This window comes from Pseudomonas marginalis, from assembly GCF_001645105.1.
GTDB lineage: Bacteria > Pseudomonadota > Gammaproteobacteria > Pseudomonadales > Pseudomonadaceae > Aquipseudomonas > Aquipseudomonas petroselini.
Map to the genome: position 1 here is coordinate 105899 of NZ_LKEG01000062.1, position 22055 is coordinate 127953.

The 22055-nt window shown below is 48.5% G+C and carries 18 protein-coding genes, 1 tRNA gene and 7 pseudogenes; 14 read left to right on the plus strand and 12 right to left on the minus strand.

The window, feature by feature from the left end:
- The first annotated feature begins 1 nt into the window (after position 1).
- From uvrC to AO064_RS29800, 7 genes are all read left to right on the plus strand, one after another.
- On the plus strand, positions 2-1825 hold the full coding sequence (gene uvrC, locus AO064_RS29770; protein WP_064055504.1) for an excinuclease ABC subunit UvrC: 1824 nt from the start codon (positions 2-4) through the stop codon (positions 1823-1825).
- Positions 1826-1857: 32 nt separating this feature from the next.
- Complete coding sequence (pgsA, locus tag AO064_RS29775) at positions 1858-2418, plus strand: CDP-diacylglycerol--glycerol-3-phosphate 3-phosphatidyltransferase (RefSeq protein ID WP_012723427.1); 561 nt, start codon at positions 1858-1860, stop codon at positions 2416-2418.
- 63 nt (positions 2419-2481) lie between these two features.
- Positions 2482-2557 (plus strand) — tRNA-Gly (locus AO064_RS29780).
- 221 nt (positions 2558-2778) lie between these two features.
- Positions 2779-3042: an Arm DNA-binding domain-containing protein gene (locus AO064_RS31430; protein WP_244159550.1), complete on the plus strand. Its 264-nt coding sequence runs from the start codon at positions 2779-2781 to the stop codon at positions 3040-3042.
- A 78-nt stretch (positions 3043-3120) separates the two neighbouring features.
- On the plus strand, positions 3121-3543 hold the full coding sequence (locus AO064_RS31980; protein WP_425262153.1) for a tyrosine-type recombinase/integrase: 423 nt from the start codon (positions 3121-3123) through the stop codon (positions 3541-3543).
- Between the two features lie 48 nt (positions 3544-3591).
- On the plus strand, positions 3592-4422 hold the full coding sequence (locus AO064_RS31445; protein WP_064055507.1) for a MerR family transcriptional regulator: 831 nt from the start codon (positions 3592-3594) through the stop codon (positions 4420-4422).
- Between the two features lie 96 nt (positions 4423-4518).
- A complete protein-coding gene (locus tag AO064_RS29800; RefSeq protein ID WP_147469642.1) occupies positions 4519-5025 on the plus strand; it encodes a hypothetical protein in 507 nt (168 codons plus the stop codon).
- A gap of 179 nt (positions 5026-5204) precedes the next feature.
- Here the strand turns inward: AO064_RS29800 and AO064_RS29805 are convergent.
- Both AO064_RS29805 and AO064_RS30560 read right to left on the minus strand, forming a co-directional pair.
- A pseudogene (locus AO064_RS29805) lies at positions 5205-6119 on the minus strand (toll/interleukin-1 receptor domain-containing protein); the annotation flags it as partial.
- Positions 6120-6354: 235 nt separating this feature from the next.
- A pseudogene (locus AO064_RS30560) lies at positions 6355-6728 on the minus strand (DUF4113 domain-containing protein); the annotation flags it as partial.
- Between AO064_RS30560 and AO064_RS29810 the strand changes: the two are divergent.
- The 4 genes and pseudogenes from AO064_RS29810 to AO064_RS31985 form a co-directional block, all read left to right on the plus strand.
- Positions 6720-7187: pseudogene (locus AO064_RS29810) on the plus strand (IS5/IS1182 family transposase); the annotation flags it as partial. The pseudogenes AO064_RS30560 and AO064_RS29810 sit on opposite strands and share 9 nt — an antisense overlap.
- Positions 7188-7310: 123 nt before the next feature.
- Positions 7311-7593 (plus strand): annotated as a pseudogene (locus AO064_RS29815) (hypothetical protein).
- Positions 7594-7614: 21 nt separating this feature from the next.
- Positions 7615-7857: a hypothetical protein gene (locus AO064_RS31025; RefSeq protein WP_064055509.1), complete on the plus strand. Its 243-nt coding sequence runs from the start codon at positions 7615-7617 to the stop codon at positions 7855-7857.
- 63 nt (positions 7858-7920) lie between these two features.
- Positions 7921-8028, plus strand: coding sequence for a DUF4113 domain-containing protein (locus AO064_RS31985; RefSeq protein WP_082894007.1), 108 nt, complete (start codon positions 7921-7923; stop codon positions 8026-8028).
- Between the two features lie 113 nt (positions 8029-8141).
- Here AO064_RS31985 and AO064_RS31990 read toward each other — a convergent pair whose 3' ends face one another.
- Together AO064_RS31990 and AO064_RS31995 are read right to left on the minus strand one after the other, a co-directional pair.
- Positions 8142-9068, minus strand: a complete 927-nt coding sequence (locus AO064_RS31990; protein WP_425262154.1) for a methyl-accepting chemotaxis protein — start codon at positions 9066-9068, stop codon at positions 8142-8144.
- A pseudogene (locus tag AO064_RS31995) lies at positions 9054-10109 on the minus strand (methyl-accepting chemotaxis protein); the annotation flags it as partial. The pseudogene AO064_RS31995 and the gene AO064_RS31990, both read right to left, overlap by 15 nt.
- Before the next feature lie 570 nt (positions 10110-10679).
- Here AO064_RS31995 and AO064_RS29830 point away from each other — a divergent pair.
- Positions 10680-11069, plus strand: a complete 390-nt coding sequence (locus tag AO064_RS29830; RefSeq protein WP_064055511.1) for a tautomerase family protein — start codon at positions 10680-10682, stop codon at positions 11067-11069.
- A gap of 576 nt (positions 11070-11645) precedes the next feature.
- On the opposite strand, the gene AO064_RS29835 is transcribed toward AO064_RS29830, so the two are convergent.
- Positions 11646-11918: a hypothetical protein gene (locus AO064_RS29835; protein WP_064055512.1), complete on the minus strand. Its 273-nt coding sequence runs from the start codon at positions 11916-11918 to the stop codon at positions 11646-11648.
- 564 nt (positions 11919-12482) lie between these two features.
- Here AO064_RS29835 and AO064_RS29840 point away from each other — a divergent pair.
- Positions 12483-13442, plus strand: coding sequence for a helix-turn-helix domain-containing protein (locus tag AO064_RS29840; protein WP_064055513.1), 960 nt, complete (start codon positions 12483-12485; stop codon positions 13440-13442).
- Between the two features lie 211 nt (positions 13443-13653).
- Here AO064_RS29840 and AO064_RS32000 read toward each other — a convergent pair whose 3' ends face one another.
- The 4 genes and pseudogenes from AO064_RS32000 to AO064_RS30850 form a co-directional block, all read right to left on the minus strand.
- Positions 13654-14517, minus strand: a complete 864-nt coding sequence (locus AO064_RS32000) for a methyl-accepting chemotaxis protein (protein WP_425262155.1) — start codon at positions 14515-14517, stop codon at positions 13654-13656.
- A pseudogene (locus tag AO064_RS32005) lies at positions 14512-15558 on the minus strand (methyl-accepting chemotaxis protein); the annotation flags it as partial. The pseudogene AO064_RS32005 and the gene AO064_RS32000, both read right to left, overlap by 6 nt.
- Positions 15559-15783: 225 nt before the next feature.
- On the minus strand, positions 15784-16287 hold the full coding sequence (locus AO064_RS30570) for a GAF domain-containing protein (protein WP_082894009.1): 504 nt from the start codon (positions 16285-16287) through the stop codon (positions 15784-15786).
- 246 nt (positions 16288-16533) lie between these two features.
- A complete protein-coding gene (locus AO064_RS30850) occupies positions 16534-16992 on the minus strand; it encodes a hypothetical protein (protein ID WP_147469875.1) in 459 nt (152 codons plus the stop codon).
- A 436-nt stretch (positions 16993-17428) separates the two neighbouring features.
- Between AO064_RS30850 and AO064_RS31030 the strand changes: the two genes are divergently transcribed.
- On the plus strand, positions 17429-17659 hold the full coding sequence (locus AO064_RS31030) for a hypothetical protein (protein WP_167355345.1): 231 nt from the start codon (positions 17429-17431) through the stop codon (positions 17657-17659).
- A gap of 659 nt (positions 17660-18318) precedes the next feature.
- Here AO064_RS31030 and AO064_RS29855 read toward each other — a convergent pair.
- The 3 genes and pseudogenes from AO064_RS29855 to AO064_RS30580 all read right to left on the minus strand — a co-directional run.
- On the minus strand, positions 18319-19485 hold the full coding sequence (locus tag AO064_RS29855; protein ID WP_064055516.1) for a GGDEF domain-containing protein: 1167 nt from the start codon (positions 19483-19485) through the stop codon (positions 18319-18321).
- A gap of 77 nt (positions 19486-19562) precedes the next feature.
- A complete protein-coding gene (locus tag AO064_RS29860; protein WP_167355346.1) occupies positions 19563-20132 on the minus strand; it encodes an OmpW/AlkL family protein in 570 nt (189 codons plus the stop codon).
- A gap of 1767 nt (positions 20133-21899) precedes the next feature.
- Positions 21900-22055: pseudogene (locus tag AO064_RS30580) on the minus strand (acetyl-CoA carboxylase biotin carboxylase subunit); the annotation flags it as partial.

A 22055-nucleotide genomic window follows, 5' to 3' on the forward strand; every position in this document is an offset into this window, starting at 1 on the left:
CATGACTACACCGTTTGATCCAAGTGCCTTCCTCTCGACCTGCAGTGGCCGCCCCGGCGTGTACCGCATGTTCGACAGCGAGGCACGCCTGCTGTATGTCGGCAAGGCCAAGAACCTGAAGAACCGCCTGGCGAGCTATTTTCGCAAGAGCGGGCTCGCGTCCAAGACAGCTGCGCTGGTGGCGCGTATCGCTCAGGTCGAAACCACCATCACCGCCAATGAAACCGAAGCGCTGTTGCTCGAGCAGACGCTGATCAAGGAATGGCGGCCGCCCTATAACATCCTGCTGCGCGATGATAAATCCTACCCCTACGTGTTTTTATCCGACGGCAACTTCCCACGCCTGAGCATTCACCGGGGTGCGAAGAAGCAGAAGGGTAAGTATTTCGGGCCCTATCCCAGCGCCGGCGCGATCCGCGAAAGCCTGAGCCTGCTGCAAAAGACCTTTTTTGTGCGTCAGTGCGAAGACAGCTTCTACAAGAACCGCACGCGGCCGTGCCTGCAATACCAGATCAAACGCTGCAAAGCGCCTTGCGTGGGCCTGGTTGACCCGGCCGAGTACGCCGAGGACGTGCGCCATTCGGTGATGTTCCTCGAAGGGCGCAGCAATGCCCTCACCGACGAACTCTCCGGCGCCATGGAGCAGGCCGCCAGCACCCTGGATTTCGAACGCGCCGCCGAGTTGCGTGACCAGATCTCCTTGCTGCGGCGCGTGCAGGATCAGCAGAGCATGGAAGGCGGCACCGGCGACGTGGACGTCATCGCGGCCTTCGTCAACCCAGGCGGCGCCTGTGTGCACTTGATCAGCGTGCGGGGCGGGCGGGTGTTGGGCAGCAAGAATTTCTTTCCGCAGACCGGTATTGACGAAGAAGTGGCCGAAGTCATGGCCGCTTTCCTCGGCCAGTATTACGTCAGCAGCCCCGAGCGCGACTTGCCGTCGGAACTGATCGTCAACGTGGTGCACGAAGACTTTCCCACGCTGATCGAGGCGATCCACGAGCTGCGCGGCCGCGAGCTGGACATCAGCCACCGCGTACGCGGCACTCGCGCGCGTTGGCAGCAACTGGCCGTGACCAATGCCGAACAGGCCCTGGGCGCACGTCTGGCCAATCGACAGCACGTCGCCGCACGCTTTGACGCCCTGGCCGAAGTCCTCAACCTGGACGAACCGCCCCAGCGCCTGGAGTGCTACGACATCAGTCACTCCAGCGGCGAGGCCACCGTGGCATCCTGCGTGGTGTTCGGGCCGGAAGGGCCGATCAAATCCGATTACCGGCGCTATAACATCGAAGGCGTCACTGCCGGCGATGACTATGCCGCCATGCACCAGGCCCTGACGCGGCGCTTCAGCAAGCTGAAGGACGGCGAAGGCAAGTTGCCGGATATCCTGTTGGTGGACGGCGGCAAGGGCCAGTTGTCCATGGCCCGCGACGTGCTCAACGAACTGGCGGTGCCCGACCTGATCCTGCTAGGCGTGGCCAAGGGCGCCACGCGCAAGGCCGGTTTCGAGACGTTGTACTTGAATGATGCCGCCCATGAGTTCACCTTGAAGGGCGACTCACCGGCGCTGCACCTGATCCAACAGATCCGCGATGAAGCCCACCGTTTCGCAATTACCGGCCACCGTGCCCGGCGCGGCAAAACCCGGCGAACCTCAACCCTGGAAGGGGTGGCGGGCGTTGGGCCGACACGGCGTCGCGACTTGCTTAAACATTTTGGTGGCTTGCAGGAGCTGTCCCGTGCCAGCATTGACGAAATAGCCAAAGCACCCGGTATCAGTAAAAAGCTCGCTGAGTTGATTTATGCGAATCTGCATAGCGAATAGAATGCCTTTCCACCTCGTAGCCAGTTGTGCCGATGAATATCCCTAATCTGATCACCGTTCTACGCGTCCTGCTTATTCCGATTTTTATTCTGTTGTTTTATTTGCCGTACGAATGGAGCTATATGGCTTCCAGTTCGGTGTTCGCGTTTGCGGCCGCCACCGACTGGCTCGACGGCTACCTGGCCCGCCGCCTGGAACAGAGCACGCCCTTCGGCGCGTTCCTCGACCCGGTGGCCGACAAACTCATGGTGGCCGTTGCGCTGGTCCTGCTGGTGCAGGAACACGGCAACCTGTGGCTGACCCTGCCGGCCGCCGTGATCATCGGCCGTGAGATAGTGGTGTCGGCCCTGCGCGAATGGATGGCCGAAATCGGCGCCCGCGCCCACGTCGCCGTCTCCAACATGGGCAAATGGAAAACCGCCGCGCAGATGCTCGCGCTGGTCATCCTGCTGGCCAACCCGTCGGACTTCACGTTCTGGGTCCTGCTGGGCTACGCCTTGCTGCTCATCGCCGCCGGCCTGACCTTGTGGTCCATGCTCCAGTATCTGCGCGCCGCCTGGCCGCATCTGCGTACCACCGTTGAAAAGAAATAAAACTTTTTTGAATCAAGGGGTTGACGGGTTCTGATAATTCTATAGAATGCGCATCACCAAGACGCGGGAATAGCTCAGTTGGTAGAGCACGACCTTGCCAAGGTCGGGGTCGCGAGTTCGAGTCTCGTTTCCCGCTCCAAAATTTGATCCACAGATGTCCATCGGGCACTGGGATCCACGAAATAGACGCTTCGGCGTCTTTTTTCGTTTCTGCGGAAAACCACTGAAAACCAGGGTGATCCAGTACGTTTAAGTACTTTTTGAGTACCTTTTCCGGAAAGACTCAAATTCGTATTGTTGCTGGATCCTCTCAGGTCGCCAGACGAGCATAGGGTGCTGACTCTCTAACAGGAGCTCACCATGCCTCTATCAGATATGGCGATTCGGCACGCCCGACCTACAGATAAAACCTACACCATCGGCGACTTTGACGGCCTGTCCCTCATGGTGCCGGTCAACGGCAAAAAGCGCTGGCTGTTCCGTTTTTACTGGGCGGGTCAGCAAGTCAAAATGTCCTTCGGCTGCTACCCTACGGTCAGCCTGAAACAAGCACGTGAATATCACGATGAAGCGCGCAAATTGCTCGCCCAAAACATCAACCCGTGCGCCCACCGCAAGCAATAGCGTGTCGAGGCAGAAGCCGAAGTAAAACAAACCTTTCAAGCGGTCTACAACGACTGGATCAACTTCCGCCGCCTGAGCCTGAAAGAAGGCCAGCAAACCACGCTATCGCAAATCCTCAGGGTCTTCAAAAAAGACATCCTGCCCACCCTGGCTGAGCGCTCCATCAAAAGCATCACCCGCCACGATCTGCTGGCGATCCTCAGCACCATCGAGCAACGCAAAGCCTTCACCATGGCCGAAAAATGCCAAACCTTGTTCAACCAAATGTTTTGCTACGCCCTGGTAAAAGTTGAAGGCATAGAACTCAACCCTGCCTCAGACCTGGACGTCGTCGCACCGCCCAAACCACCGGTGGCGAACAACCCCTACCTGCTGACGAGGGTCGTAACGGGTGAACTACGCTACGCCGCGCCTGATCAGTTCGACCTAGAGAAGCAGCTGTGGGTAATTCCGCCGGAGGAGGTCAAACAGCATCCAACTCAAGATGCGCAAGCGCAATAAGCCGGCCGGTGAAATCCCACCTTATGTGTTCCGCTTTCAGTCCAGGCAATGGAAATCGTCCGCTACCTGCTTGACCAAGTCGTACCCGCACAGAAGTTTTTGTTCTCACATCGCAGCAACTTAAAACTGCGGATCAGCGAGAACACACCGAACAATGCCCTGCACCGAATGGGCTACCCCGACCAGCTCACCGCCACGGCATGCGTGCAACGATTTCCACTGCACTGCACGAGATTGGTTATCCCAAAAACTGGATTGATTCGCAGCTTTCCCATGCGGATCCGGACCAAGTCAGTGTTACCTACAACCACGCCAGATACATCGAGCAGCGCCGGACCATTTGCAGGATTGGGCGAATCGGTTGAGCTTTGGCCGCAGGGCAGGCATGAGGCTGCGTGTTCGCCGCTGACGATTCGGTTGGAAGGGACTGCTTCGCTGCTGACGGCGGAGGGTGGGACTAGCACTTCGTTGGTCTATGACGTCGCTAGTGCGCGGAAAGGGGTTACGGCGTTCTCCGGTGCTGAGGGTGATGCTTCCCGTCCGGCAGCGCGACAAGAGGTCGCGGTGGTGGCAGATGAGTCGGTTATTTCGGATATACAGCGTGAGCGTCGTGCAATGCTGGCGACGTACGAGGCGCCGACTAATTTGACGGTGCCAGATTTTGCGCGGTTGGCGGGAATGTCGCGGGAGCAAGTGAGTCGGGAAATCAAGGCGGGACGGTTGTTAGCGATCGGTCTGGGTAATCGTGGGTTGCGGATTCCAGATTGGCAGCTGGATTCTGTGCGGCTTGCACAAACGCAGAAAGTCTTGGCGACGGGCTGCGCAATAGGGCCTTGGGACGTCTTTTGGATGCTCTCAAATCAGCTAGAGACTCCATGATTTTCCATCGATCTGAGCATGATGTTGGTGTGTCGCACCTTGGGCCTAATCGGCACCCAACTTCAGGCTACAATCTTGCTGAGCTGGATAGCTGAAATGGACTTGCCTCTCCAACTAGGATGGGAGAGCGTCATGATTTTTCAGCACGTGGATTTGAATAACCAGCGATTGATTGACAGCACCAGACACGACTGCGAAAGCATTGAAATGTATTGCGGTTATTTGCTCGCGGAATTGACAAAGTTTTTTGCCTTGAATCATGCCCAGGCCAATTTTGGTGTTTCCTTTGCGGCAACAGATGACCTAGTTTCTGCGGTGTCCACTCCTTATGGTGAGGCAAGGGGACGATTGACTATTCAAATTGTAGAGGGGGTAATTTCAGGTCGGTACGTTTTTGAAAAGAGCATCGTATCGGATGATGGGAAAGATATTTGGCGGCCTATATGGGCAATCAGAATAGGTCGGTATGGGAACGTGCTACTTGGTGACGAAGGCGTCATTGAGATCGATGTTACAAACGTTGGGCCGCACAGCAATGCAATCAGTGCACCTGCTAAATCGCTTCTTTACAGCGTTGCAAGCACTCCCATTTTCAAGCGGTAAGCAGTCAGCGTATAGCTCCGCCAAATGATGGACTAGATGCTCAACGAGTTTGGAAGCCCGCCACTTCGGAAATTTACTGGGGCTTCCCTAACACGTCTAGCGTTCCAACTCACGCTGGAGCCTGGCCTGCTGAGCATGATCGTTTTGATGCAGCGCATACACTCCGATTCGTGTCGAAGTTATCGCTGCAGTGGTCCGATGAGTATTGACCAAAACAGTTCTGCACCGCCTTCCTGTGTCAGTTTTTGTGAGCGTGAGACATGCATAGCCATACCCAGTGACTTAAGGAATAGTGACTGATCATCATGATCCACCGAAAGCATCTCGTTAAAGCCACCACGAGCAGATGCACTGCTGGAGTATTCAATACTTCTTCCGCCCATGACGCCAAGTGTTACGGAACACTCGCTGGCTTTGTTACCTTGGCGATAGATCGCACCGGTGAAGGTATTGCCGTCGATGCGGCGAAATTGACAGCTGATCCCGTCATTGCGAGCTTCCAGCTCCTGCAGCGAACCTTCGAAAAAGCGTGAAATGAAGTCAAACGATTCCTGCAAATACCTATCGGCATCCAATTCACTGAACGTCTTTTTAAGGGCGAGGTTACTTGAGCGAGAGAGGGCAGCTACTGACGCCGAGAAAGAGGGCTCAGTTGGAACGGCAAGCGGAGCGGGCGAGGTCACTGTCGGTGAGATGCGTGTGACCACAGCTCGGATCTGCTTCGCGACATCGGTGTAGGCCTCGTCGTAATTCGGCCACGTCGTGACGGCTCTGCCATCCTTGGGCGCAGCGAGCAGATTGCCCAGCGGGGTTGAATGCCAATCGCAGGGCCGGACGATCACCGGGCTGATCTGCGCTTCTCCTGCGGCATTTCGCTCCAAGGCTCGTGTCATTTCGATGGAATAGCAGTACCGAGAATCGAGAACGCTTGAGCTTACGAGCAACAGGATGACGTCGGCCGCATTGATCTGTTGGTCGATTTCATACCCAAGATGCTGGCCAGCCAGAATTCGCCTGTCGTGCCATGATTCGATGAGCCCTTCATGGTGTAACGACGCCAGGTGTTTTTCTAACTGATCACGGTATTGCTCGTCATCGTGAGAATACTAAAAAAAGACCTTTGCCATTGTTGCTCCTGACTTGCCCGTTGATGAATATGCGCTTCCGAATTGTCGTGTCGAAATAGATCACGTGGCTTGTGACGACTCAAGGCAAATATTCGCACAAGGTTGCAGCGGGCGCTCATACGCTTACCGCATCAAGGTGGTGACTGGAAGACTGAAGAGCGGCAACGTATGCCAGTAGCTGTTTCGATGCCCGGAATTGCGGTTATCTGCACGATATCTTCCACATCTGATCCAACCGCCTCGTATAACTCTGACTCATCATCTCCCGCCGCATCCCCCAAACAGGATCCATCGGCACACGTGCCGAACGCAACGTCCCTTTCCCTCAATGCCATTGATCTCATCCAATACCGACATCGCCCGTGTCGCTTCAGCAGGTTGCGACACTGCAAACAGATCATCGGTATATTCCCCAGGCTGACAAAGCCCCAGCAACAGCACCTCCGCCTTGCTGTAGTTAAACCCCATCCGAAATACCTGTTCCACCTCAAACCGCGTTAGTAACCGCACATCATCCGTCGGATAAGGTTGTTCCACGACCACCCCATTCGCATACTTCGCCTCTTCCGGATTAAACTTGAAGGCCTCGGCGAAGAGGCTTTGGGCAAAATGCTACCGAAGCGCTTGTCGCTGACGGATCCTCAAGTCCGCTGGATCGCTGCTCCAGGCGGCCCAGCTTTCTACGCTTACTCCACGAATTATCTGATCGATACCGAGCACGGCGTGATCAAGGATGTGGTATCCACACCGGCTCATCGAACCGCAGAAGTCGAGATCACCAAGACAATAATCGATCGGGTCGAAGCGCAGTTCGAGATCAAGCCAGAGCGCCTTATTGGCGACACCGATTAAGGTACCGCGTCGAGTTTGGCCTGGATGGTGGAGGAAAAAGACATTGAGCCGCAAGTGCCTGTGCGGGACAAAACCCAGCGTAAGAACAACATCTTTTCGAGTAACGATTTCCACTGGAATGAAGGGGCGAAGGAATACCGCTGCCCGGCCAGCAACCCATTGCGCAGCGAATGGCGAGCCTTCAATTGTCCGACCTTCAACCGAGGCGTACTTTCCACCATTGGCGCCGTTGAACTGCAGATACTTGGAACGACCCGCTATGCCTGAAAGTCTACCTTTATCTACCCGTTGGTAAGGTACAGCGCAATGGATAAGGCAATCACCGTGGATCAACTGCCTACGACTGACCTTGGATCAATCAACGAAATATGGCTCGGCGGGACTCATACCCAGCTATGCCTATGGCGTGGCGAACAGGTCTTCACCCACGAGATGATGAGCGAGGGCACNCATCAGATTGTCCGAGTTGGTCGACTCTGACGATCAAATCGCAGTGGCCCGCGTAGAGGTAATTGTGCGTGAACGGCTCCAACAGATAGGGAAGGAGGGTGAGTTTTATCCAGCTGAGAAGGTGGATATTCATCTATAAGAAAAGGAGCATCGGCCATTCATGGAGAGTCAATCCAAGGCCTTTGGTCGTTTCGAAGTAGACCCTCATATGCTGATTTTGGAACGCTCAGGATTACTGACTCAATTCAATAACACCATGCAGCAGGCCACGGTTATGGATATCGAATTTCGCGGTAATGGCATGCTTGAGGACCTGTCTGTACGTACATGCGATGAGTACGTTGTAAGCGGGATACCCACATGCGAAGGCAGGAATCGTCGTAAGTCAGTTCGTGATTGCTGAGGACGAGCAGCCAGATATGCTCCCGCCTGAGTGACGTCGGAATCCTGAACCAATGATAAGGTGATGGAAAGTATCAATTTTCTAAATGGGAGGGGTAGCTTCAGGATTGCTACAGTGGCAACTATCGACCAGTGGTCTATGAAAAGGAATTATCTGAGTGACAGTTTTTAGTTTGATGTAGTGCTCTGTACGTAATTATAATAATTTGCCACTAATCAATTGCTCTGCGGGGTTCACATGTGAAAAATTTAATAAGCGTATAACTTCGCGTAAACTTGATTAGGCTAAGAAAAAACTTCTTGATCAGATACCATTTTCCGATCAAGAAGAGTCCAGGTTTGGACTGAAAAATTTCCTGTCATTGTTTGCAGCTGTATGCCTAATCTTGCCAGTTCAGCGCATGAGGAAGCTGTTTCTTCACTAGCTGACGCAGTGTGTTCAGAAATATCCCGCACATGCATGATACTGCGGTTTATCTCTTCGGCAACGGTGCTCTGCTCTTCTGCGGATGAGGCGATTTGTTGAGTGAGTAGTTCGATATCTGAGACAGAACGGCTAATACTCCCCAGAGCTACCCCTGTCTGTCTAGTGATCTCAACTGAGTCCTTAGCCAATGCCTGGCTATCATCAAGTATCACTGAAACTTCTTCTGTTCCTTTGTGTAAACGCTTGATCAACTCGGCAATTTCTTCTGTAGAAATTTGAGTTCGTTGAGCTAAACTTCTCACTTCGTCTGCGACAACGGCAAATCCGCGACCTGCTTCGCCTGCCCTTGCAGCTTCAATTGCAGCATTTAAAGCCAGCAAATTAGTTTGCTCAGCTATAGACTGGATAACATCCAGAACGCCTCCGATCTTGTCGCTTTCCAGCTTGAGATTTTTCATGGCTAGCTGTGAGTTGCTAACTTCGGTAGCCAAGACTTCAATTTGTTTGACTGCTTTATTCACAAGCATATCTCCTGAGCGAACTTCTGTAGCGGCAGCAACAACCGCCGCTGAAGTGTGCTCTGCGTTGAGCGCAACTTCTTGTACAGAAACAGCCATCTCATTTATTGCGGTTGCTACTTGATCGGTCTCAATTTTCTGGCTCTGAACGCCCGCACTTGTTTGCCCTGTCACCGCCGATAGCTCCTCGGCCGCGCTTGCGATTTGGACAACTCCGTCTTTCAGCCCTCCAATCAATGTACGCAGATCTGATGTCATTCTCCGCATGCTATTTTGCAGGCGGCCTAGTTCGTCTTTTCTCTCTCCTGCCTCCTGATAAGTCAAGTCACCATTAGCTACCCGCTCTGCGATTGAAACAGTCCGAAGTAAAGGCGTAACTATCAGGCGTGCGATAATAAACGCGGCAATAACGCTTAAAATAAACGCGACGGTCAATCCTGCTAGCAGAAGATATTCTGCATCGCGGGTGTCAGCTTTTCGGGATTCAATTTGGTTAACAAACAACTGATCAGCAGTTTCAAGTAATTTTCTTATGTCAGTCGTTATATTTACTTGAGCCTGGTCTATTTTTACTTGCTCTTTGGTTATATCGTCAAGCGTATCTCTATAGCCAGAAAGAGTATCTTCAAGGCTTTTAACAACATCAGAAGGGAATGAACTGCTCTCGAGGTTTTTAACGCTTTTTAGTGCCTCAATGATGGAGTTTTGTGCGGTTTTTTGAGTGCTCTCGCTGCGCGTGAAGGTATACGCTACTACATCAAGCCTCATTTTCTGAATAAGTTCACGTGCGGCGCTTAGCGCTGAGCGTGAATCAGTATTACCGTTAAGGCTGTCTGAGAACGCTTCAAGCTTGGTGACTTTTTGATTCGCAGAGGTTGCCAAATTAGTGCGTATAGCGCGTGTCGACTCCCTCGCTTTAATACCCTGAATAACACTGGTATACTGATTTCGATAGTCCGCCAATGAACTTTTCATCGTGTCAAAAAGAGGGGCGTTTGTTGCACTATCAAAGTTAGGGCGCAACTTGTCGACGTGAAATTCTAATGAGTCCAGCGCCTTTAGCCAAGAGTCTGCGTGATCTTGGTCAGAGTTTATAATATATGAAAGACGTTCAATTCTAACATCTCGCGTAAGGGTTCCTACCTTTGAAATTTCTTCTATTCGTTTGCTGCGATCATTTATTTTTGAAATGCCTGACCATCCATTAAATGCGATTGTGATCGTTAATGCTATGACGATTCCAAAACCCATCAGAAGCTTTGAAAGCACTGATATATTGGCCAGTAGCCGGTTTAATGAGCTAAACATTTAAATCCCCCAGAAATGTATCATGTCCTATATGGCGTTGCTCCTGCTGGCAAAATTGCACAGTGAAAAGAGTATCGGAGCTTTGGACTAAAACTTTAGTGAATAAGTGAGTTTTTCTTAATTTTTTTCTAATCTCCTGGGAATCTAAGAATTTTCAGAAAGTCATCGTCCCGATATGCTTTAGGCAATGTCCAGCATTGTAAGATGTCACTTGTCGTACAATATTGCTTGGTATGAAAAATCAGAAATTTATTACAGTTATAGTTTAGGCGCAATTTTCTCTGTGGTCGGTGGAACTTATTTCTTTGGTAGGAATCGCAAGACAATTCTTGGGCAATTGGCGGCATAAAAAGGTCAGTCGCTACTAGTGAAATTTAAATGTAGCATTCCATTTTCACCCAAGCGTCAAGGATTAATATTTATTTAATTTTTTTTCGGCGGATATTTGTGATAATTAATCGTTGGGAATAAGTGTGGCTGTATTGGTTATCTGCGTGCAGTCACAGACGCTATATTTTTATAGCTTTTTATTTAGATCCCGCTGCATTTGGATATTATTGGAGATAAGCCATGCCATTGATCAAAATCGACCTTATAGAAGGGCGTTCCGATGACCAAACGAGAACGTTGCTCGACGCTGTACACTGCGCCGTGGTGGAGGCATTTCAAGTACCAGAGGGAGATAGGTATCAAATCGTTAATGAGCACCGGCCTAACCGAATGGTTGTGGAAGACACAGGTCTTGGTATTCATCGAACGGATAAGATAGTTGTGATCAGCGTGATCAGTCGTCCTAGGACTGACGACGCAAAGGTAAAATTCTATCAGTTGCTAGCTCATGGTCTGCAGGAAAAATGTGGGATTGAATCCCGTGACGTTGTAGTTTCAGTTGTGACAAACACAGACGCTGATTGGAGCTTTGGTTTCGGTCGGGCACAATTTCTGACCGGAGAGTTATGATTCTCTCAATGTGAAGCTAGTTGGCATGAATCGCAGCAGTTGAATACCCATCTTTATCTGACGGTGTTATAGCCTGCCAAGATTCGGTGATTCATGCCACGACGTTCATATACAGCGCCGCCTATGTCAGGGGGAGTGATCTGATGGTGTTTTTATCGTTGACTTCCGAATCTACGGTCTCGCGTGATTTTTCAAAACACAGGATAGGGTGGCTGGTTGGCGCGGTTTCATAATGCTTTGATCCATTAATTTGACAGGCGCGTTACCTGGGCGGAATATATTTCAGGATCGTGCAGCATTTATTTGATCTGCGCGGGTTGTCAAAATTCTGTGTAGCCCGAAAGGTAACTGCGTTAAGCCAGATATTGTGCATGGCAGTGAATACTCCCGCGTCATCCACCCATTGTTTACTGTGGGCGAACTCGAAAAATTGCTTTTCAAGCAAGAATATAATATCCAATGTTGTGAACCTCGTAAGACTCTCTTAGAAAGGTGTATGAATTTCTGAAAGTCCGGTTCGTTACATATCAACAATGCACAGCTTAAAGGTTATAGATGTCCAGACCAAGACGATTGCTAGCTGTCAGTTTTCCGGTGTGCACTTGATGCTCTTTCAAGAATTATCTCAATGTATTGTGATTTCAACTGATCAACCATCGGCTTAAGTATCGCGTTTTCACTAAACCCTGCACAGTGCGAATCTATCAATTCGTTCACTTCGACAATGGCAGCATTAATGCTGGCAGGTGACGCGGGGTCAAAGATGAGAGTTTGTAGTTCGATATCGAGGTTCTGGAGTTTTTTCTCTGCGTCATGCACCTGCGTTTTCATGAGATCAAGTGAAGTCATGATTAGCTTCCTCTAAACTGATGATTATTACTCCAAGGCTTTGTCGCTGTTAGGAGTACTTAGGCATGTGTCAAAGCCGCGTAGACTTTTAATCAACATAAGAATTTTCTGTAGTGTTATCTTTATAGTTGATGAGTCCTGTTGAAGGGATGCTCATAAAAGTTATCCGTTTTAGATGGTTTACGCCGCTATCTTTCCTCTTCCGTGAGTGGATAGGATTGCACGATCTAATGAACAGATTCATGTAATACATGTCATTGATTTGTGAAGGTGTCTCTTTCTCGCATGTTGATTCGCTATCATAGCTGCTATGAAAAAACATACTATATACGAGACAGTTACAAGAAACGCTAAGTATGTAGTACCTGATCTACTACATTAGCGATCCATAAGCTTGATGCTATTCGACCAGAGATGATAATATCAAATTTCAATAGGGTATACGATGTATTGATAGAAAATTCCTATGATGGTCCTGAATGTACTTTTGGAGTTAAGGTTCTATATTATTAGATGTAGGGCTACACTATTAAAGATAGGTTCGAAGAGTAGCAAGGGGGAGCGATGAACACTTACGGATTTCACAAATTGCACATCAATCACTTGGACGATGCTTCGGAACACTTTCATACCCATGATAACTATATGGCCATTCAAGGAGGTGAAAACGGCTGCCTCGATTATTCTAAGCAGATATGTTTTTTAGGTGGATCCTTTCTGAGTACCTCTATGAGTAACTCGGGATGGTCGTATCAGACCAGTAACGAGATAGATGGTTTTGTGGTAACAATTGCCCATGCTGGGGGGGGCGAATGGAAGACGCATTTCGGAAAATATCGGATTGGTAACGGTGCTATTGTATTGCTGGATCAGCGAAATGTGTTTTCAAGTACCTACTTACCTAACACAAAATATACGACTTTGTACTTATCCAATTTTGATATCTGTAAGCAATTAACAATGATGCTCGGCATCCCACCTAAGACTAGAGTTTATTTCAATGAGTACAGACCAACTAAAGAGCAAATTGGAACTATTCAGACTTTCGCAACCCTGATCTTTGATTTAATGGCGAACACCAAGCACCCCCCCAAAAAAATCACCGACAGCTTAAAAGAAAGCTTGTTGGGATATGTTTTGCACTCTTTCCCCAATAATTATACTCGAATGCTTATCGATGAAAATAATATTGTTTTGCCAACGCCGCATTCTATTAAAATCGCCGCACAATATATGATCGACAATTCGGACCCAGATCTGACAGTGGGTGAAGTTGCAGCGATGGCGGGAATGAGTGTTCGATCTTTGCAGAATGGATTTAAGAGGTATAAAGGTATTACTCCGATTTTGTTTTTAAGAAATGCTAGGATTAAAAAGGCTAGATCAATACTCTTGTCTAAAGCGGCGAGTTCTCCTAGAAGTGTTGCACGGGAATGTGGTTTCCTTAACTATCAACTATTTTGCAAGTATTATTTTCAGGCTTTCTTTGAGCATCCCGCCAGTACAATAATCAAAAGCTCTTGAAGCATTCTTGAATTGTATAGTGTTTTAAAAGATGCAAGATGATAAATTTGCATGCCGCTGCGAAGCTTAAAAAGCTGGGCGGCGGCAAGTATTAAGATAGATCAGGGGGTTTCAATGGAGTGTGAAATTAAATATTTTCTTGGTGGGTATTTTTGGTTAAGTCTTGTTTAATTATTTGCGTTGCCTTAACTTAGTTTCAACTATAAATTAGCTAAAGTTTAAATTTGCTTATAAGGCTTTGCATATGAGCGCCTAGGCCTGCTAGTTCGGCACTAGAGGCTGCAGTCTCCGCGCTAGCAGATGCGGTTTTTTCAGAAACTTCTCTGACATTAACAACGCTTCTACTTATTTGTTCCGCCACTACACTCTGCTCTTCAGCTGCTGCTGCGATCTGGTGATTCATAGCCTCAATAGTTGCTACAGACTGATTAATATCGTTAATTGTATGCCCCGCAGTGCGGGTCAGTTCTACACTTGCGTTGCTGAGTTTCAAGCTACTGTCAAGTTTATGAGAAACCTCCGATGTCCTGATGTGAAGTGATTCAATTAACTTCGCAATCTCTTCAGTAGATATCTGTGTCCTTTGTGCCAGACTTCTGACTTCTTCAGACACGACCGCAAATCCCTTACCGGCGTCACCTGCCCTGGCCGCTTCAATCGCGGCGTTTAGAGCCAACAAATTAGTTTGTTCTGCGACAGCCTTTATAACGTCTAGTACTCCACCAATTTTGTTGCTTTCGATCGTCAAATCGTCCATTGCCGACTTGGAGTTACTCACCTCTGCAGCAAGATTCTCAATTAGGTGGGCAGCCTCAGATACTATATCGCTTCCCTGTCTTGCTTTTAGAGATGCGTTCACCGCTGCTGCAGATGCTTGTTCTGCGCTATGAGCCACTTCGTGAACGGTAGCTGCCATCTCGTTCATCGCAGTCGCAACTTGATCTGTTTCGTTCCGCTGACTGGTAACGCCTGCGCTTGTTTGTTCAGTTATGGCTGAAAGCTGACCTGCGGAATTTGCAATTCGTGTGACGCCATCTCTAACGCCTCCAACTAGATATCGAAGACTGATAGTCATGGTTTCGACGCTATTTGCCAGCAAGCCTAACTCATCCTTCCGGTCACTTCTATACGATTGGCTAAAGTCTCCCGAAGCAACTTTTTCTAGGGCTGAGAGTACTTTTTTTAGTGGTGGAACAATAAGCCGAGTTATTGTCCTGGCAGCAAAGATGCTAACGCAGAAAGCAAGCACTAACGAGCTTAAAAGATAGGTTCTAGCGTCGTTGAGATCTTTAATGCGAAGTGAAACTTGATTTTTTGTGAGGTTATGGGAGGCTGATAATAATTTCTCTATACTTTTTATAATATTGTCCTGAGCTTCATTTATCCTGGCTTGAGCTGTTATGAAATCCTCAAAGCCCCTGCGATAGCTCATCAGATTTTGATTCAAACCGTCAGATAATTCACCCTCTCCGAAAGATTCGGGTAGAGATTTAGCAAAGTCAATCGCGAGAGTTACTGATGCCCGAGCTCGATCAAGCGACTCAGGTTTCAGATTATAAGAATAACCGCGCACATCAAATCTCATTGTCTGGATGAGTTTTATCATGCGACTTGCGGTTTCTCGCTCTTCAGGAGTGCCCACTGAGGAATTGGATACCCACTCCAGCTTTTCAGCCTTAGCAAATGACAGCTGACCTTCTTTTGCAAAAATCGTTCTCATTTGCTCACGATCATTTGTAGCTTTAATGAAGAGTTTATAATTTGCAATATAGTCCGCCAAAGCGAGGGAAGCAAAATTGACCTGCTGTAAATTGGCTGGCGAATTCAAGACTGTTTTCAAGTGTTGAAGATGTTTTTGAAGTGTTTCTATAGAATCAAGCCAATTTTTTTCGTGTTGGTCATCATAATCAATTGTATAAGCTAGCCGCCCGATGCGCGTGTCACGGCTGAGTGCGCTCAACTCTCCAATATTTGCAATTCGTTCACTCCGCTCACTTACCGACGCTATCCCAACCCATCCTGTTAATGCGATGCACAAGGCTAATACTACTAGAATTGAAAACCCCAGCGTTAACTTTGATCTAACGCTTATATCGGTTAGTATATTCTTCAACATTTGCGGCTCCAGCGTCTTTCAAGATGACTACGCTAGTTATCTAGCCTAAACTACTTGATTGCTAATATTTATTTTGTATAAGGTGTGTTACTGTTTTTTTGGGGGGGATGTTGATACATCGACCTTCTATAACCTAGTTTAAAAACATGGCGCAATGCCTAATGGATCCTATTAGGATGCCCAGCATCGACGTTTAATTTAGATCGGAGTAGTCGGTCGGTATAGTTATTCTGTTATGAGATTAGAGTAAAAGATGCATCCTATCAAATTGGCAAATAATGTCATGGTATCCTCTAGGTCAGGATCCTCGAAAAGAAAAGGCCTTGAATCGAGTACGCAAAGTGTGCCGTATAGTCGTCCATCCGGTAAAAATATCGGCACACCAATATAGCTCTCAATCTCATACTTTTTAACTACAGCTCTAGAAGCACTTCTTTTGTCAGCACTGACTTTTGGTATGAATAAGGGCATCGGATGATGTCGTAATTCGCTACAGATCATTTCCTCTAATTCATAAGATTGGCCAGCAGTAATAATACCCAGATGCTGAGGGTCATGTACTGAATAAACGACTAGGTTGCCTTCAGCAAATTTCGAAATAGCTGCAAACCTCATTCCCGTTATGCGTGTGACAAGGCATAGAATCATAGCTGTGCCTTCTACTTCTGCTAGGGCTGATCGCTCTTCGCTATTTATATCTTCAACCTCAGGACGTTCACCATGCATCATAATTCATACATTCCTCATTCTAAAAGCTCTAAAGAATACTATTAAACGATGGGCCGATGAATATTGGCGTATCGTATTAATTAAGTCGAGGATGTGCTGCTTTATCTCACTTCGACCGTGGAAAAGATTAAGCGGTCATAGATGGTTATAAATCAAGCAAAAATTGGTTTTATTTTGCTCGGAATAATCGTTAATTTATATTATTTAATATGGATGTTGGTTGCCATTCAGTCAAACTTCAGATTTTCATCTGCGCATTGAGTGTCTTCCCTCACTCATTAGCTCTTCACCGAGGCTATGCAATAAGTTAGAGCATCGCTTCGCAGTAAGCTGATAACTAGCATGCGCACGTTCAGAGCGGCTATCTAGGGCCCCGACATATTGAGCCGTTAAATTGGTCAGGTCCGCATTCATGCTCAGTAATGTTTCACTAATTATATTTCTAATCGATCGTGTTAAGTCTTTTAATTCAGCGTCAAGGTTTGCCAACTCTCTATTAAGCAGTGTGGCTGGTAATGAGATCAAATTTATGTCGCCTTTCGGTATCACGTTTACAATCTCTGATACGTTAATCCTGGCCGTCTTAGACAGATCCTCCAACGATTTTAGTGACCTCATGATGATGTTAACATCATCCACCGCCACTTCGGTCAGTGTTATGCAGCGGCTAGCGGCCTCGGTGTAATAAGCTTCTAGATTATTCATGACTGCCCCAATAAATCGTTGTTTCTTAATTAGGAATGTATCCTATAGTGATCGATGAGTGTCGCATTCATGAGTCATAAATCTGCGTTTAATTTTTTATCTTCGCTATATTTTAAGCGGTAGATGGGCCGAAGCTTGCATTTACGCGTACGGGCATGCCGCCAAAACAATCGTTACCTGAAACACCTTAAGAGTGGAATCTTGACGTACTGATACAATCCATTGATTTTTAAGGATTTACAGGTCGCGCAAACTGCGATCGACATGCTCGGTACACGAATGTCTGCCGTGATCCGAAATTGGAGGCAGGCGTACCAGGTCAAATGCCAGCCGAGATAAAACGTCATCAGTACGCATAGCTGGTGGATCTATGCTGCTGTCGGGTAAGCCAGAAGATATTGCTCCCTCAAACAATCACCTTGCAAAGAAGCGGTGATTGATTGAGGTCGTGCATATGGTCGCGGCGGTGACGGTCAGCGCGTTTGATGTTGAAGGATATTTCCGCATCTCTATCTCCGTCCACATCATCACTGGGGCATGCATGCGCATCATAAAGGCATGTCAACGACGCGTTTTAATCTATAGCTTCTCCGACATCGTCCGGGCCATTGAATGCCGCGAGTGCGACCATTCGGCCAAAGTGGGAGTCCATCTCGGTCAGAATTGACGCCGATCTATGAAAGAACTCGCCCATGGCGCGCACTATGTGCGGTTCCCTCTCCATGCGCGCCCACGTGTCACCCCAAACGTCTCTTCGTAATAGGCGACCATTTTCAGAAACAATTTGGCGTTGTTGCCGAACGCCACATAAAGGCTGGGCGGACTGATGGCCATCGCCATAGAAAGCTCCGCCACGGAATCTGGTTCGTAGCCACGCTTCCAAAACGCTTTAAAGGCAGAAGTAGCGCTTGACCACGATGGAACGCGCGTGGGCATTCTTTGGCACGCGGAACGCAGATTGGGGCGGAGTCGGTGATTGGGCGCGTTACCTTAGGCTTATCGCAAGACGAGCGCAATTCATCGCTCTTGTAGTTGCGGAAAAAATGGCCCACCTCTGGGACACTTTTCAAGTGTGAACTGACTCTTATGTTCGTGTCCAGTAGCTTAAAAGGCATGCTATATTTTAGTATTGTGGCGCTAACCAGATGCCTTGGTTAGATGCTGTCGGTATAGTACCTAATAGTGGTGACCCTTTATAAAAAAAGACTAGTGCAGAGCAGCTATTATATGACGTGTACTGTGCCCTTCATTGCTGTATTAAAGTTTAAAAGGGTGCCGGCCGGTTGGAAAGTTCTCATCGGGGCTGAAAGTTATCAGTGCCTCGATCTATAGTGCGTCTTCAATTTGCTCTGGCGGTTGACAGTTTACCCGATTTCGACCTTCATGTTTGGAGCGATAAAGTGCTTGGTCTGCTCTGGCAAGGGTATTTTCAAACGTCTTATCAGTTTTTCGGTATTCAGCGATACCTACACTAAATGTTACAGCTAGTTGGTGTTGTCCTAAAACAAAAACCTCCTCACCCACCAGCTTCCGCAAGCGTTCTGCCATCTGTTTTGCCTCATCAATAACGGTATTTGGCAAGACAATCAGGAACTCTTCTCCACCCCATCGTATAACGCTATCTCGTTTACGCATAGCGCTCGTTAAACGTTGAGAAATCAAGCTCAAAACCTTATCTCCAGCTTCATGCCCAAACGTATCATTGATCTGTTTGAAATGATCAATGTCAGCTATTAGGACACTATATTGCTGTCCTCCCAGCGCATTTTCATTAGTATCGGCATGGAGTTTTATCAGTACCCGTTGACCTCCGCGACGATTGGTCAATCCCGTAAGAGAATCGGTCTCGGCCTTGCGCTTCAAGTCCAGGACTGCACTTTCGTGCGCCATAGCGATGTAACCAAAGTAGACAAATATACTAGCTATTTGGTCGACTGCTATGGAGGCAACTGCACTTTTTTTTGCGCTCGCATCGAGCCAACCGATGAGAACAAGGGCGCCAGAAATTGCCAGTGCAAGTGAGTAGCCTGCGAAAGCAACACCTACAAAGTATTGGGAATAAAGGCGCGGGGTGTGGGAGTTTAGTATTTCATGCAAGCAAAGCCCCGCTAGAGACGCAGCGCTGAAGTAAATGAACGGCAGCGTTATCTTCTCCGGAACTCTTAAGTGGATCGCAAGGCTATAGAGTACGCATGGTAGTATAGTTAGAAATAGCAACAATTTAATGTTAAATGAGCGCCCGTTAAAGAGCCGCAAACCGCTCCAGGATGTCCCAAGGCTTACCATGAAAAGTCCAAGTATCACCGGTGTTAGCACGGAAGTCTCACTGAAATACAGACTCATCAAAGTCGCGATGCCCGAGCTCAGCAAGGCTAAGCTCCAGTGCCTGAGATAGGTAATGTTGGGCTGACTAAGTGCTAACACACCGAAGATCATTAGGATTGCAGTGCGGCTGATAGCGCTACTGAAGTACAACGTTTCAATATCCAGCATAAGGCACCTCGCCCGCAAAAATCTGTTTCTGACCCGCCGCCGAGTTTGTAAGTGAAATATTCACCGGCTGTGACACCTCAAAATCGGAATCCTAGTCCTGCACCAACTACCAAAGTGTCCATGGACACGACGCTTTCGAAATTTTGCCCATTGAATCGATATTCTGGACTTTTTATGTAGCGAAAATTGCCGCTTAGTGTCCACCGAGAGTCGAGACGATAATCTATTCCGGCATTGAAAATGGTGCTGGTAATGTTCTTCACGTCGAAGTTAGGAATGCCTGGGGCGGGGCTTACTTCGCGAGTCCAAGCTTTATTGATTCCTAGACCTATATAGGGACTCAATTTTGCGCTAGGGTACAGGTGATACTGCAACGTTAATGAAAGTGCAGTGTTGCGAACAGAGCCGATTTTGAAATCGCCTCCTTTCGAATCCTTGATCCAGTAGTCGCGTTCGAATGGGCCGCCTTGGAGTTCTATAGCCCAGTGTTGAGTCATGAAATAGCTGAAATCAATCCCCAGTATACTTTTTCGTGACGTTTCTACTCTTCCTCCAATAGTTGAGATCTCCGAAGTCAAACCGACGGGGATCACGTCCAGTACCATCACCCGAATCATCCATGGATCTAATTTGGTTTCTGGCTCCATTTTCGCATCCTGAGGCCCGGATTTTGCCGATTCAGCGACTGATAGCGTTATGAGGAATAAGAGAGCCGACTGGAGTCGCGACCATTGAGTAAACATGATTACTTCCAGTATTATCGGTTGATATTTTTGAGTGATGAATGAATACCCTGGATGATAGCCCTTTGATATCACTTGGCGCCATGGTATCCAACCATAAGTGAATCTGCATTGGCCCCATTCCGACGATCGGTCTCCATTCGCCTCTACCAAATTTGTATTGGGTTAGCTTCCTTCTATTGTGGTGATGACCTGAGAAATCTTCTCAGTTTGAGTTTTGCGCGCACTCGAGCGAGACTCAAGCCGTCTCATACCACACTCTTCACCGCGCTAGAGACCAAATAGACAGTGAGTAGAGAAACCCTGGCCCATAGTTCCCAGTATCTAGGAGACCAAGCAATCGTTACTCATCGTCTGCTTGACGCAAACCACTCAGCCAATTCACTACTGCAGGGCTTGGACTCGCTCAGTGTTTACCTCACTATCATGTCCGCTTTAGCTCGTTATTGATCCGCCATAAAGAGCTTTCGCTTCTCTGCATACCAACGTCGCTCAGACAGTCGGGCAGGGACACGTAGAACGAAAGAAACGGCGCGGCATCACGCGCCAGCCCCAATGCCGCCAGAAGGCTTGAATCTTCTCTTGCGAGTCGGTCGGGAAGGGACTCAGGTCAAACAAAACGAACTCATCAAGATGAAGGTCGAGATCTGCAGGAATCTGTGGCAGAGATGCAACGAACCGATCTTTGAAATTTTTGGATAGGTCGTTCATGAGACCTGACAATTAAGTGGGAGTCAGTTTCGCTTGCCTAAGCGAGCGGTTTGCACATTGTTAGATTCCAGCTGTGGGGGGCAAGATCTCTATCTCACTTGTGCCGCAGTGATGGTCGATTCCTTGCGAACATATTAGGACGTATATATTCAGACTCCACAGGTGGCCGGGGCGGACGCATCGGTGCTCAGAGCACGCACTAAGAAAGGCAGTTTTGCGCCCCCCTGATCATGAGCATCCACTTCCGGCCAAAAGCGGACGATCCATAATCGAACCAAAACATTCACGCAATATTCGCCTTTATCATCCGACATCGTGGTGTAGACGTTTTTCAGCGCTAACCATCGTCGCAATGGAGTAATTCAGATCGCGCAGTCTCATTTGCGCTTCCTGATTATCTCAATCATTCCCTTATTAACGTCGTAGCTACTTACAGTCTTTTCTCGTTGAAGACGTTCCAAGAGCTCACGATTAGCAGGAGTATCCGGCACTCGCAATTTACTGCGGCCACCTCAGTGAGGTAAGGGTAATCACCGTCAAGTGCCTGCAGGATAGTGAAGATGCGCTGAGACATTTTCTTGCGCCATCTTCTGCACAACGTCGGGCGATAGTTCGCGCCCGCCTCGGGTAGCGAATTGTGCCAGTTCATTCAGCCCTCGACGGCCCGCCACCACCGCAGGGGTCATGTCGCCGGAAAACTTCCGCACTCTCGGATAAACCCTTTGCGCATAGCCCAATCAGTGGCTGCAAGGTGCTCATAGGATGCTGCTTCATTCGCAATCCCCCGGCGATGCAAGGCAATAGTTTGTTAGCTGCCATCCACCACGCGCGGGGGAAACAGGGCACTCATTCAAGTCTCCCCCTTACCGATTGCACGAATGAAAAGGTTGCGCGTTGCAGCGGATGAGCGAGGTTACGGAGCTCCTGCCTCATATCATCTGACTGGCCCGGCCATCAATTTCAAACCGGATTTGCCAACTTTTGCTCCAGGTAGTGAATGTTCACACCACCCTCGCAGAAGCCTTCATCACGAACCAGGTCCCGGTGCAGCGGGATGTTGGTCTTGATGCCGTCGACCACGATTTCGTCCAGGGCGTTACGCATACGGGCCATGGC

What these genes read in the sequence shown, in the direction of transcription:
- AO064_RS30850 (WP_147469875.1), bottom strand. Translation starts at nt 16,992, where the DNA reads ATGAATAATCTAGAAGCTTATTACACCGAGGCCGCTAGCCGCTGCATA.
- AO064_RS29855 (WP_064055516.1), bottom strand. Translation starts at nt 19,485, where the DNA reads ATGCTGGATATTGAAACGTTGTACTTCAGTAGCGCTATCAGCCGCACT.
- AO064_RS31990 (WP_425262154.1), bottom strand. Translation starts at nt 9,068, where the DNA reads ATGCGGAGAATGACATCAGATCTGCGTACATTGATTGGAGGGCTGAAA.
- AO064_RS29835 (WP_064055512.1), bottom strand. Translation starts at nt 11,918, where the DNA reads ATGACTTCACTTGATCTCATGAAAACGCAGGTGCATGACGCAGAGAAA.
- AO064_RS32000 (WP_425262155.1), bottom strand. Translation starts at nt 14,517, where the DNA reads ATGACTATCAGTCTTCGATATCTAGTTGGAGGCGTTAGAGATGGCGTC.
- AO064_RS29800 (WP_147469642.1), top strand. Translation starts at nt 4,519, where the DNA reads ATGGACTTGCCTCTCCAACTAGGATGGGAGAGCGTCATGATTTTTCAG.
- AO064_RS31430 (WP_244159550.1), top strand. Translation starts at nt 2,779, where the DNA reads ATGCCTCTATCAGATATGGCGATTCGGCACGCCCGACCTACAGATAAA.
- AO064_RS31025 (WP_064055509.1), top strand. Translation starts at nt 7,615, where the DNA reads ATGGAGAGTCAATCCAAGGCCTTTGGTCGTTTCGAAGTAGACCCTCAT.
- AO064_RS29860 (WP_167355346.1), bottom strand. Translation starts at nt 20,132, where the DNA reads ATGGAGCCAGAAACCAAATTAGATCCATGGATGATTCGGGTGATGGTA.
- AO064_RS30570 (WP_082894009.1), bottom strand. Translation starts at nt 16,287, where the DNA reads ATGATGCATGGTGAACGTCCTGAGGTTGAAGATATAAATAGCGAAGAG.
- pgsA (WP_012723427.1), top strand. Translation starts at nt 1,858, where the DNA reads ATGAATATCCCTAATCTGATCACCGTTCTACGCGTCCTGCTTATTCCG.
- AO064_RS29840 (WP_064055513.1), top strand. Translation starts at nt 12,483, where the DNA reads ATGAACACTTACGGATTTCACAAATTGCACATCAATCACTTGGACGAT.
- uvrC (WP_064055504.1), top strand. Translation starts at nt 2, where the DNA reads ATGACTACACCGTTTGATCCAAGTGCCTTCCTCTCGACCTGCAGTGGC.
- AO064_RS31985 (WP_082894007.1), top strand. Translation starts at nt 7,921, where the DNA reads ATGGAAAGTATCAATTTTCTAAATGGGAGGGGTAGCTTCAGGATTGCT.
- AO064_RS29830 (WP_064055511.1), top strand. Translation starts at nt 10,680, where the DNA reads ATGCCATTGATCAAAATCGACCTTATAGAAGGGCGTTCCGATGACCAA.
- AO064_RS31445 (WP_064055507.1), top strand. Translation starts at nt 3,592, where the DNA reads ATGGAAATCGTCCGCTACCTGCTTGACCAAGTCGTACCCGCACAGAAG.